Raw genomic sequence first — 11,339 nt, 5'->3', positions numbered from 1 at the left:
TGGCGGTATTGTTACCGCCAAGATGGCGGCGTTACGTAGTTTTTTTGAGTTATGGAAATTAACGCAAAAGTGCAGATAAATCTAGGGAGTCTTGGGTTTGCAAAAATTCTAAAAGTCGAGTGGCTATATGAGCGACACCACCCTTAACATTAGACTCAATATTCAACGGCATAACTGGATCGTGTAATGACAAACGCAACAAAAACCAGCCATCTTCATTGGTTGAATTACAAGAAATTCTCACGCCTTCGTAGTTATTAGGAACGATTGTCCAGTCTTTCTGCATGGCTGCAAATTCTTGTAGCTTTTCAATCACACTATTACCGTGAGACTTGAAGTCATCAACACCAATTTTAATCCGAAACTCTACACTTTCTTCTGGTTCCTTTAAATTGGCAATTAAATCTGGTAAAGATTGATTAGCTAGCTTTGATTTAGCCAATTCAATCAATAATTTACTAACTAGGTAAGCGCCATCATCCAGAAAGTAATTTTCTTTTAATGCGCCGTGTCCAGAAGTTTCAATAGCTAACCATGATTCCTGTCCGCTTTGATTGAGGCGAATCGATTCATCAATCACGTTTTTGTAGCCACGTTTAAAGCGATGGTGAATCCCTTTTAAATCCTGTTCAATGAATTGTGTTAAACCATCAGATGTGATAGAATCGGTGACAATCGTAGAGCCAGGATGCTCTTTTAAGATAATCGCAGAAATTAAGGCAATTAAGCGATTGCGATTAAGTTCTTTCCCGGTTCGATCGACAGCAGCACTGCGATCGACATCGGTATCAAAAATAATCCCAAAATCTGCTTGATGTTTAATTACTGCTTGACAAATTGACTGCATTGCTGCTTTATCTTCAGGATTTGGTACGTGATTGGGAAAAGTACCATCAGGATCTAAAAATTGACTGCCTGTGGTGTCTGCGCCTAAAGGTTTTAGCACTTTATCGACATAGAATCCTCCGGCACCATTGCCAGCATCGACGACAATTTTTAATCCGGTTAGTGGTTGCTCAAAATTATCGGGATGATTGACTGCTTTCCTGATTTTGGTGACAAATTGGTTGGCATAAACTGAGATAAAATCATGCTTGGTAATCTTACCTGGGGTGGGGGCTGACGGAAAATTATTGTTGGCAGCTAATGCTAAGATATCAGTAATATCTTTTTTTTGTAACCCTCCTTGGGCGGTGAAAAACTTTAAGCCGTTGCGATTAAAAGGTAAATGGCTGGCGGTTAGCATAATCGCACCGTCGCAAGTAAAACCAGGGGTAATGGTGCTCATAAACATGGCTGGAGTTGAAGCCATTTCAAAGTCATAAACTTGGCTACCAACTGAGGTAATACCTTCCATGACTGCTTGCATTAAAATTGGCCCAGATAGGCGACTGTCGCGGCCGATGGAGATGGTTGATTCGGCGGCTGGTTTGTTAATTTTTTGGGTTAGCCAATAGACAAATGCTTTACCTAAAATTGTCGCAATTTCGGGGGTGATATTAACTTTTTCTTCGGGAATGCCTTCGAGGGCGATCCCCCGAATATCGGAACCATTTTGGAGTTTTGTCCAGTTGAAGTTTTGCATGATTGTTGATGGTAATATTATGGTGGCAGATTTGGTAGAATATGTTAGTTTACAGCAGATTTTGATATGAAATTGTTACATTTGTTGCCATTAATAGGAAGTAAGTCTAAGTCGATCGGTAAAAAGTTGAAGATTTTTATTTTTGTAGCCAATCAATTAAACGAGTTTTTATTTGTATTAATCGTTCGTTTGAAATACTTCCTAGACGGGCATTAACAACCGATGATTCAACAGTTGCTAATCGTCCTAATCTAACAACAGAAGCAACTTTAAGACCAGTGGCTATATAGTCAGGGTCTGTTAAATCTATTATTTCGTCAAATCCTGCTGTTGCTCGATCGATGCGTGAGGAAACTAAAGCTAATAATAAATCAGGATGACGACTAGGTGCAATGGCGATTACCAATGCGGGACGAAGTTTTCCTTGCTTCAAGTCAGCTTGAGGAAAACGAATTAATACAATATCACCTGGTTTCATGGTTGATAGATTTCTTTAGCATCTTCTAAGGAATATTCAATCTCATCATCTTCGCAGAAAAGTTGTGTTAATGAAAAGTCTTGCCACTGCGTACTTTGCCAGTCACTGTATTCTGATGCTGCTATTTTCTCTTGGGCCGTTATAGATAGGGTAAAGTTTGCAATTTGTTCAATAATATGATCTGGTAAGCTATCAATCTGTTGATGTAGTTGTTCGCGGGTAGTGGCAGACATAAAGAAAAATTCCTCATCAAATTTGTTTATTTATGGTCACAATACCGGATGTTAGTTAGCTGTTGATTCTCCCCTAACTTCTCTTGATGTCTCATTATAGCAAGATCGCTTAGGGTATAAAGTATTTTTAGGCGTTACGGTGACAAAGTTTTTTAATCCAATTCTGAGGATTTTAAACCTGTCACCGCTGAAATTAATATCTCATCTTTTAGTCGCGTTCAATGCTGTAAATTGCCTCTAACCGGAATTCACCATGAGCAGGTACTTCCACAATATCCGTCGCTGCATTGGTTGTTTCTACGCAGATTAAACGCTGATAATCGAGATTGTCAAGGTCGGCCATATTTGCCGAAATTGTCACCCAGGGATTCCAAACTACAGCGGATTTGCTACCAGAAGATTTAATGCGAATCCGACGATTGAGGGAGGCATCCTCAATGACTAATTCATTGGTAACATTGAGATAGATTCGATCTACTTCACCTGCGATCGCGACTGCACCCACTTGAGTTTTTTCTATACCACCATCAACCTTATCTTGATACTTGGTATTTTCTAATCCCAAAACCTGAACGCGGTTGATATCGCCGACTTGGAAATAGGTGTGGAATGCTTGGGTGAGGGGAAAGGCTTTCTCGCCTAGATTCCGGGTAATTAATTCTACAGTAAGGGTAGTGCCAACGGTAATGGCGATCGCTAGTTCAAAAGCTTGCGGCCACATCGCTCTAGTTTCCTCGGTATCCTTAAGTCCTAGAATGACTTGGGTTGCGCCGTCTGTGGTGGTGGCGGTGTTGATGACATTCCAGAGGCGATTTCGCACGAATCCATGACTGGGACGGCCCAAGGCTTCGGGATCGGGGCCAAACCAGGGCCAACAGATGGGAATACCGCCTTTGATCGCTTTCCCCTCAGCGTAGTAAGCTTTTTCACTCAGGAACATCAAATCTGTGGGTTCGGTGGCGGGTTGGAAGGACAACACTTGGCCGGAATATACAGAAATCAAGGCTTTGGCTTGGCCGTTGTCGATGCGAATCGTCGGAAAACCACCGTTCCCAGCGGCGAAAGTGAGGTGGCCGGGAATGCCGTAATCGGTGTTTAATTGGTCAATATTCATGGAGTCGGCCTAGTGAACTGCTTCCCAATTATCTGATAGTATGGCGGCGGGATTTTCTTCGATTGTTGAGTTTGACTATATTTTGAGGGTGTGCGATCGCCAAGCGTGATATTAGGGCGATCGCAGGAGTATATTCATAGATTATTTCAATGAACGAATCTACACTCCCTCCGATCCAATGCAGTGTTATGTGCTTTTAATTTTTTTGTCAGCTCCCGACCTATTATTTCTGCAAGTAGTACAGGCACTGCGTTACCAATCTGGCGCATAGCTTCACCCCATGCACCCTTAATAACAAAATTATCAGGGAAAGTTTGTATTCGCTTTGCTTCAAATATAGTGAAATAACGGACACTATTGTCTGCGAAGCGGATCATATTCTCCCCACCAGGAACACCATGCCCTCCGGCCTTTATTGTCTTTGAGGGCCAATCGAAGTCGCTTCCTGTGTGACCTGGATAGATGCGTGCTCCATCCCGGAAAAGATGATCGCTTATTCCATGATTAGACTTTGGATCGGGGATGTCATGTAGTGCATCTCTTACTGTTTTCCACGGTAGTAACTCTGGCTCGGCTATGCCATATTTTTTTCTAAGTTTAAATACTTTTTCTTCGATCAATCTACTCACTTCTGGGCGTTGTGAATTGGATATCTCATGACGTTTCCAGTATTCTCCTGTAACGTACATATCCCAAAAAAGCCTATCATTTGAGTGTGTTTCTGATGGAAATGACCAAGAAACCAACAAATCAGATCGGATGCCCACAATCACTACTCGCTCACGCATTTGTGGAACCCCATAATTTGCTGCATTGATTAGCTTGAATTTCACATCATACTGAGTTCCCGCATAAGACCACTTGCTAACGCTGCGAAGTTCACTTAGATGTTCTCGCCAATCCGAATTTGCTTTTGCCGTCAAATTAGGATAGGTTAGCCTGAATATAATGTACTCAAAATAATCAGCGAATGTTGGGCGAAGTAATCCTTTAACATTTTCAAAGACAAAAGCCTTTGGTATAAGCCTTTCAATGGCGCGTATTGCATAGAGGAACATATCACGGCTGTCTTGATCCGCTTTGTGTTTACCGCCCAAAGAGAAGGGTTGACAGGGAGGGCCCCCAGCAACAACATCAATTTGATCCAGATTATCTAAGTTAAAATTTTTTATATCTCCAAAGAAAACTTTTTCGGCATCGAAATTTTCACGAAGAGAGGCACAGGCATAATTGTTCACTTCGACCAGTGCAGAGTGCTTTAAGCCTGAAAATTCCAGCCCTTTTGCCAAGCCGCCCGCACCGGAAAATAGTTCAAGGCAATTCACGATCATCACCAAAATTCTTGAAGTGGCGTTCAATATTTGCAAGTATTGTGCTTTCGTTTGTATATACACCATTGCACTTTTCTGCCCAAAGTCTTCCTGGGTGGATCACGTCCCAGGCTGATTTTGCTTGGTTATATCGACCACTGCCGGGATCATGGTTGCCAAATCCATCCATAGCAGTATTCCACAAAGGTTTACTCAGCTTGATTAGCGAGGCTTCAATCGTGCCGATCATGTCGGAGCCTGGACCTTCAAAAATGATGAAGCGACACATAAAATCTTCAACAGAAAGACCTGAGCCAACTCTAAGGCTGTTGCTATGTTCTCGAAGACGGCTGTATAGTTCCCGAGACTGACTGAGAGAGCTGTCAGAAATACGAGCCTGTCGCCACCCTTTTGGGACAGCCTTGCCAACGTATATGGGGTGGCTATAGGCAAGCCGATTTAACTCGGCATATTTTTTGTACAGAGGATTTTGTCCTGTGTAGTAAAGCGCGTAAACTCCTGTACCTAGGAAAGGTTCGGGCGGCGGAAGTGTGTGGACGGGTGTGCCATTAAAGAATCTGATAGCGTCTTTAACAAGTTCAACAAATGCCTCATTCTTGTATATGTGCTTATTCTTATCAAAGGAAATGGGCTTCATCGTTGGGCAACGTGCTTAATCTGAAAAGGGTTGGACTTTCTCATGTTGACATGGTGAAAATCAAAAGATCGCATAACTTAATTTAATTAGTATTGATACTACAGTTGCATCACGATAATTTATTTTATTAAAAATTTATCACACCCTTTTAGGAATGTCAATTACCTTGGCTTTGTGCGATCGCGATTGCCTGTGCATAGCACCAATCCCACCGTAGAGCAACAATCAAAGGCGATCGCCCCAGAAAAAACTCAACTCCTGTCTATACTTGCTACGTGCAATTATGATATAAAACTACCAAGAATCTACCAGAGAATCGGTGATTCTCTTCCCAAGCGTCCTCCTTATTCCTCCTTCCTTTAAAAATGGGCATCCTCGTTGAGAACGTATCGAAAAATTTTGGCAGCTTCCAAGCTGTCGATCGAGTCAGCCTTGAGATTAAATCGGGCTCTTTAGTTGCGCTACTGGGGCCATCAGGATCGGGTAAATCGACTCTGCTACGGCTGATCTCAGGTTTAGAAATGCCTGAATCTGGTAAAATCTGGCTCACAGGTCAAGATGCGACCTATCAAAACGTCCAAGAACGGAATATTGGGTTTGTATTTCAGCACTACGCCCTATTTAAGCACATGACCGTGCGGAAAAATATCGCCTTTGGGCTGGAACTTCAGAAGCGACCTCGTGCAAAGGTAAAAGCGCGAGTAGAAGAATTATTAGACTTGATTCAATTGCAAGGATTAGGCGATCGCTATCCCTCCCAACTTTCAGGGGGCCAACGCCAGCGAGTCGCCCTCGCCAGAGCCCTCGCAGTCGAGCCCGAAGTGTTGCTATTAGATGAACCTTTTGGAGCTCTTGATGCCAAAGTTCGCAAAGATTTACGGGCCTGGTTGCGGCGACTCCATGATGAAGTTCACGTTACCACAGTTTTTGTCACCCACGACCAAGAAGAAGCGATGGAAGTCGCCGATGAAATTGTCGTAATGAACAAAGGCAAAGTCGAACAAATCGGTACGCCAGCAGATATTTACGACCGTCCTGCTAGCCCTTTTGTGATGAGTTTTATCGGGCCAGTGAACGTATTACCTAGCAGTTCTGGGATTTTCCAAAGTAGCGGTTTTGACTCAGCTAACCCGGAAATTTTCTTGCGTCCTCACGATGTTGTCATTGAAATCCAACAAGATGAATTGACAGTACCAGCCAAAGTTAACCGCGTAATTCATTTAGGCTGGGAAATTCAAGCGGAATTAATCTTAGATGACGGGCAAGTAGTCACGGCTAACCTGACACGAGAGCGATTTGACCAGTTACAATTACAGGCGCAACAACAGGTTTATATTAAGCCGAAAGATGCCAAGTCTTTTCCACTTTACTATTCGATTTAATAGACATAAAGAGGGATTAATGTTTGATTATGATTGACCACGATCGCTTATTTAAAGAACTACTAACCACCTTCTTTGTGGAATTTTTGGAGTTGTTTTTTCCAGAGGTAGCTAGATATCTAGAACCAAATACGCTGGAGTTTTTAGACAAAGAAGTGTTTACAGATATCACAGAGGGCGATCGTTATGAAGCTGACTTAGTTGCCAAAATCAAATTTCGGACTCAGGAAACTTTCTTTCTGATTCATGTTGAAAGCCAAGCTCAATATCAAGCGAACTTTAGCAAGCGGATGTTTCGCTACTTTTCCCGCTTGTATGAGAAACACGATTTACCTGTATATCCCATCGCTTTATTTTCCTACGATACCCCGCGATCGCCTCAACCGAGCCGCCATCAAGTAACTTTTCCCAATAAACTTGTTTTGGATTTCAATTATGATATAATCCAATTAAATCGTCTGAATTGGCGAGATTTTTTGCAGCAGCAAAACCCAGTAGCCAGTGCGCTAATGGCGAAAATGAACATCGCTCCCCAAGAGCGTCCAAGAGTGAAGTTAGAATGTTTGCGCCTGCTGGCAACTTTACGCTTAAACCCGGCAAAAATGAAGCTAATTTCGGGGTTTATTGACACTTATTTACGCCTGAACTCTGAAGAAGAAAGTCTGTTAGAATCTGAGATTGCTAGAATAGAACCAGCTCAGCAAGAGGTAGTTATGGAAATCGTCACCAGTTGGATGGAAAGAGGTATAGAACAAGGAAAGCAATCAGAAGCTTTGGCGTTAATCTTGCGCCTACTTCCGCGCCGCATCGGTGCTGTAAATCCTGAGTTGCAGGGAAATATTCGCTCCTTACCAGTCTCGCAGTTAGAAGAATTAGCAGAAGCACTGCTCGATTTTTCACATGAGGCAGATTTAATTGCTTGGTTAGATCGGATTTCTGGTGATTCGTCAGTACAAAATTGATGTAAAAATCAGATGAATATGTAGTGCGATGCAGATTACAAAAAGCTGGCGATCGTTCTTTAAAATGACCACCAGCATTATTAGTAAATTTACCTAACACCTTCAATAATTGCCACCTTTAAGCTTGCTATTAGCAGCCAACATTCCACAAAAAATTAGGATGGCGGAGGTGACAATCTTGAATTTGATTCACTGCTTAGTCTTTTTTACCAGTAATATTTTCGACAACATTCTTCACTTGTTCCTCAAAAGAGGTAGCATTAGTGTTTGAAGCATTTTTCATCTTGTCAATGTCAGCGTCGCCTTGAATTTCATTAGGGCCAGCACTAGCTTTGTCCTGAGTTTCTTCTAAACCCATAGGTTGCTTCAAAACTGCCTTTTGGGCTTCCTTTTCAATTCCTAAAAGTTTATCCTCACCTTTGGTGGGATTGCTGGTAACGGCAACAGCAGGGAAAGCATTAAATACAAACAGCATGGCGCAAATACAAAAAACTGCCAAGGTGCGAACTAGACGTTGGACAGGGAAGTTGAATTTGATAGATGACATACAAAGATTCTCCATATTTTATTAGAGGTTTACATGGGTAGATTGTTAACAGGTTTATAGTTACCTAAATCCTGAACAATTTTGATCTCAATCTTGCTCAGATCAAAGATACAATCTACTTGTTGCCCATAAACTTGAGCTAACCTATTTGTAACTAATAAAACCCAGAAGAGAAATCCTCCCAAGGGAATATTTAACGTTTTCCCGCCAATAGGTAGCTATTAAAAGGTTTGTATCTACTTAGAGAGATCGCAGCATAGAGTTAAAATCAGGTAATTGACTATTGCCGACGATACTATTAACCCAACTAGCGGCAGCTAATCCAGAATGTAAAGCTCCTTCTATTTGATTTCCCCCGCACCAATCTCCAGCGCAAACAAGGGGGAGTGGAGTCATCGCAGTTAGACAAGATATAGATAAAGGATGTTGACAAAAAGCATAGCGCCATCGATGAACTTGCAACCATTCTGGAGCGGAAAGCCAAGGCATTAGGTATTCTGCTGCGCGCTCTAGTAAATCTTGGCCAACAAGTTCTAAATCAGGAGCTTCTAAATAATTTTGTGCAAAATTAGGGCTACTTTGAACGACAAATACAGGCTGTTGCGAGTCTTGGCGCTTGCTGCTATCTAAACCAATCCAAGCTAAAGGTGAATCGCCTGAAAAAGTAATAGCTTTCCAAGCTGGATTAAGCTTAGCTAAATCTTGGTGTCGCTCCGATGGATAACCTGCCATGACTGTGATACAGGGGTGATACTCGATCGAGCCTAATGTGGCAATAAACTCTGAGGGTAAATCCTTCGTTTCCGTCAGCAGCATTAAAGCTTGGGGTGCTGGAATCGCCACCACAACAGCCTTAGCCGTTAACTCTTGGGGATGTTCGTTTTCGCCTACCGTTTCCAGGGTAAGATGCCAAGTTTTACTCTCTGTAGGAGTAATAGCTAGAGCGCGGCGGCTATACCAAATTTCCAAATTATGGGCTAAAAATTTGCCTATAGAGTTCATTCCTGATGGAGGCGCGTACCGATTTTGGGATGGGGAGGGTGGGAAAGATAGGGGAGATGGGGAGGGTGAGGAGGATGGGGAATATTTAGCTACCGCCTCTCTACCCTCTGTTGTCCCAAATTCATAAACGGTGTCAGTCCAAAATTGGAGGATGTCACGATCGCGCATAATCTCAATAAGCTGCTGCACCATTTCCCCTTGGGGTTCCAGATAGCGAGCGCCATGATCCGCTCTAGTGGCGTGTAAACGGCGAGTAGCGACTCGTCCCCCCGCACCGCGAGACTTCTCAATTACGGCGACAGAATAGCCAGCTTGACGCAACTGCTGAGCGCAAATCAGCCCCGCCATTCCTGCCCCAATTACGGCAATATCAAATACAGGTAATAAAGCGTCCATTTTTAGAGGCGGCATAATATGAACTACCAAAGTAGAATAAGGGACAGCAATAATCTGTGGGTAATGGAGGGCGTAAATCTTGGACGAACTGAGAGCAGCACTGGAATTGGCAACAGAGGAGGAATTGCAGCAGCTAACAGAACTTCTGTTCAGCCGCAGGTTTAACCCCTTAGATTATGTGCATACTCCTGCACCGATAGACGTACAGAGTCGCGATCGCGAAGCTTGGCTAGATGCCATAGAACAGCGATTTCGCTATCTCGCCGCCGATGGGTTAACAGTATTGCGGGGTCGCACCCACCAAGTCACTTATCGGCAAGCTCTAATTCAAGTTTGCCGCTACATCAAAATTCCTTACTCCAAAAAGCTTTCGACAACAGAGTTAGAGGAAGAAGTGTTTCTGTTTTTGATGGGAAGGGCCTGGAAACGCTTACCACAATCAGAACAGGAAGTTTTGACACTGCGGGTACAGCGATCGCTAAAAGAGTCCAAACTCTCAGAACCCCTGCCAATTTCAGTACAGAAAGACCCCTTAGCTTTACTCGTTAAAGGTGGCAGTGCTTTGGCAGTGAGTTCTATACTCAAACAGGTGATTTTACAACACATGGCGCGTCAGTTTGCGCTGCACTTTGCCACCTATCAAATGGCAAAAGAAGCCGCGATCGCAGGTGGAGCAGCCGCAGCAACCCAGCTTCAGAATTATATGGCAATTCAGACAGCTCGCCAAGGCATGACCGCAACTGCCGCCCGTTACGGAGCCGCTAGAAGTGTCTTTGCATTGTTGGGGCCAGTAATGTGGACTTGGTTTTTCGCAGACTTAGGATGGCGATCGATTTCTACTAACTATGGTCGTATTATCCCGACTATCTTTGCCTTAGCTCAAATTCGCCTCACCCGTTCAGAATATACCTGGGAAACAGCATGAGAATTAAAAGTTAAAAATTAAAAATTAAAAATTGAGGGATCGCAGTTTTTAATTTTTAATTTGACTGGGAATTACGCCAAATTCTCTTTTTTATTCTCAATCTTTTAGATCGCTAAATCTTTCTTCCTTCTTCCTTAAGCTAGTATGAATTTAATGCAAGTGGAACTGAAATCATGACTGCGGAACGCCGCTTGCAAGCTGCTTGGAATTATGCACAGTTGGGGCTTCTAATTTTCCCTTTAATTCCTATTTTAGGAGCCTTGGGTATTTTCTTAGGTTTAGTGGTTACTTGGAAACAAAAGTTTCACCAAATTATCCGCCGTCCCATTAATCAAGGACTCGCTCTTCTCAGTATTTGGCTAATTATTACCGCTAGTTTTGCCCACAACCGCCTAGAAGCTTTTTTAGGATTAGGAAATCTCTTCCCTTTCTTTATACTCTTTGCCGCATTTAGCACTTTAATTCAAACTCCCGCTCAATTACGGCGATTATCTTGGATTATAGTAATTACCTCAATTCCAGTAGTAACTTTAGGCTGGGGACAGCTATTTTTAAATTGGAATACTCCAGTTCAGTTGCAAGGCATTTTCGGGTGGGTATTGGAAATCAAAGGTAATCCCCCTGGACGAATGTCTTCTGTATTTATGTATGCTAATATCCTAGCTTGCTATCTAACAATTGTTTTTATTCTTGGTCTAGGATTATGGTTTGAAGAAGGAAGAAGGAAGAAGGAAGAAGGAAGAAGGA

Annotated in this window: 11 protein-coding genes and 1 pseudogene; 4 read left to right on the top strand and 8 right to left on the bottom strand. The window is 42.8% G+C overall.

Features of this window, described 5'->3' with window-relative positions:
* Positions 1 to 58 precede the first annotated feature (58 nt).
* The 6 genes from PN499_RS17485 to PN499_RS17460 form a co-directional block, all read right to left on the bottom strand.
* Positions 59 to 1,585, bottom strand: coding sequence for a phosphomannomutase/phosphoglucomutase (locus PN499_RS17485; RefSeq protein ID WP_272033372.1), 1,527 nt, complete (start codon positions 1,583 to 1,585; stop codon positions 59 to 61).
* Between the two features lie 136 nt (positions 1,586 to 1,721).
* Positions 1,722 to 2,063: a type II toxin-antitoxin system PemK/MazF family toxin gene (locus tag PN499_RS17480; protein ID WP_007353592.1), complete on the bottom strand. Its 342-nt coding sequence runs from the start codon at positions 2,061 to 2,063 to the stop codon at positions 1,722 to 1,724.
* Complete coding sequence (locus PN499_RS17475; RefSeq protein ID WP_272033371.1) at positions 2,060 to 2,296, bottom strand: hypothetical protein; 237 nt, start codon at positions 2,294 to 2,296, stop codon at positions 2,060 to 2,062. Before PN499_RS17475 ends, PN499_RS17480 begins: the two co-directional genes overlap by 4 nt.
* A gap of 208 nt (positions 2,297 to 2,504) precedes the next feature.
* Positions 2,505 to 3,410, bottom strand: coding sequence for a D-hexose-6-phosphate mutarotase (locus PN499_RS17470; RefSeq protein ID WP_272033370.1), 906 nt, complete (start codon positions 3,408 to 3,410; stop codon positions 2,505 to 2,507).
* 146 nt (positions 3,411 to 3,556) lie between these two features.
* Positions 3,557 to 4,768: a DNA cytosine methyltransferase gene (locus tag PN499_RS17465; RefSeq protein WP_272033369.1), complete on the bottom strand. Its 1,212-nt coding sequence runs from the start codon at positions 4,766 to 4,768 to the stop codon at positions 3,557 to 3,559.
* Positions 4,722 to 5,378, bottom strand: coding sequence for an Eco29kI family restriction endonuclease (locus PN499_RS17460; protein WP_272033368.1), 657 nt, complete (start codon positions 5,376 to 5,378; stop codon positions 4,722 to 4,724). Before PN499_RS17460 ends, PN499_RS17465 begins: the two co-directional genes overlap by 47 nt.
* Positions 5,379 to 5,743: 365 nt before the next feature.
* Between PN499_RS17460 and PN499_RS17455 the strand changes: the two genes are divergently transcribed.
* Positions 5,744 to 6,760 carry a sulfate/molybdate ABC transporter ATP-binding protein gene (locus tag PN499_RS17455; RefSeq protein ID WP_272033367.1) on the top strand — a complete coding sequence of 339 codons (1,017 nt, stop codon included), beginning with the start codon at positions 5,744 to 5,746 and terminating at the stop codon, positions 6,758 to 6,760.
* A gap of 29 nt (positions 6,761 to 6,789) precedes the next feature.
* Positions 6,790 to 7,722 carry a DUF4351 domain-containing protein gene (locus PN499_RS17450; protein ID WP_272033373.1) on the top strand — a complete coding sequence of 311 codons (933 nt, stop codon included), beginning with the start codon at positions 6,790 to 6,792 and terminating at the stop codon, positions 7,720 to 7,722.
* A gap of 196 nt (positions 7,723 to 7,918) precedes the next feature.
* Here PN499_RS17450 and PN499_RS17445 read toward each other — a convergent pair whose 3' ends face one another.
* Positions 7,919 to 8,269 carry a low temperature-induced protein gene (locus tag PN499_RS17445; protein ID WP_272033366.1) on the bottom strand — a complete coding sequence of 117 codons (351 nt, stop codon included), beginning with the start codon at positions 8,267 to 8,269 and terminating at the stop codon, positions 7,919 to 7,921.
* A gap of 240 nt (positions 8,270 to 8,509) precedes the next feature.
* On the bottom strand, positions 8,510 to 9,682 hold the full coding sequence (locus PN499_RS17440; RefSeq protein ID WP_272033365.1) for an NAD(P)/FAD-dependent oxidoreductase: 1,173 nt from the start codon (positions 9,680 to 9,682) through the stop codon (positions 8,510 to 8,512).
* Positions 9,683 to 9,746: 64 nt separating this feature from the next.
* Here PN499_RS17440 and PN499_RS17435 point away from each other — a divergent pair, with 64 nt between their 5' ends.
* Positions 9,747 to 10,592 (top strand): YaaW family protein, encoded by an 846-nt coding sequence (locus PN499_RS17435; protein ID WP_272033364.1) that lies wholly within the window; start codon positions 9,747 to 9,749, stop codon positions 10,590 to 10,592.
* 173 nt (positions 10,593 to 10,765) lie between these two features.
* A pseudogene (locus PN499_RS17430) lies at positions 10,766 to 11,339 on the top strand (O-antigen ligase family protein); the annotation flags it as partial.

The organism is Kamptonema animale CS-326, assembly GCF_028330895.1.
Classification (GTDB): domain Bacteria; phylum Cyanobacteriota; class Cyanobacteriia; order Cyanobacteriales; family Microcoleaceae; genus Kamptonema; species Kamptonema formosum.
The sequence above is the reverse complement of the archived record's forward strand: the minus strand, read 5'-3'. Positions and strand labels throughout refer to the sequence as shown.

What these genes read in the sequence shown, in the direction of transcription:
- PN499_RS17485 (WP_272033372.1), bottom strand. Translation starts at nt 1,585, where the DNA reads ATGCAAAACTTCAACTGGACAAAACTCCAAAATGGTTCCGATATTCGG.
- PN499_RS17480 (WP_007353592.1), bottom strand. Translation starts at nt 2,063, where the DNA reads ATGAAACCAGGTGATATTGTATTAATTCGTTTTCCTCAAGCTGACTTG.
- PN499_RS17475 (WP_272033371.1), bottom strand. Translation starts at nt 2,296, where the DNA reads ATGTCTGCCACTACCCGCGAACAACTACATCAACAGATTGATAGCTTA.
- PN499_RS17470 (WP_272033370.1), bottom strand. Translation starts at nt 3,410, where the DNA reads ATGAATATTGACCAATTAAACACCGATTACGGCATTCCCGGCCACCTC.
- PN499_RS17460 (WP_272033368.1), bottom strand. Translation starts at nt 5,378, where the DNA reads ATGAAGCCCATTTCCTTTGATAAGAATAAGCACATATACAAGAATGAG.
- PN499_RS17455 (WP_272033367.1), top strand. Translation starts at nt 5,744, where the DNA reads ATGGGCATCCTCGTTGAGAACGTATCGAAAAATTTTGGCAGCTTCCAA.
- PN499_RS17450 (WP_272033373.1), top strand. Translation starts at nt 6,790, where the DNA reads ATGATTGACCACGATCGCTTATTTAAAGAACTACTAACCACCTTCTTT.
- PN499_RS17445 (WP_272033366.1), bottom strand. Translation starts at nt 8,269, where the DNA reads ATGTCATCTATCAAATTCAACTTCCCTGTCCAACGTCTAGTTCGCACC.
- PN499_RS17440 (WP_272033365.1), bottom strand. Translation starts at nt 9,682, where the DNA reads ATGCCGCCTCTAAAAATGGACGCTTTATTACCTGTATTTGATATTGCC.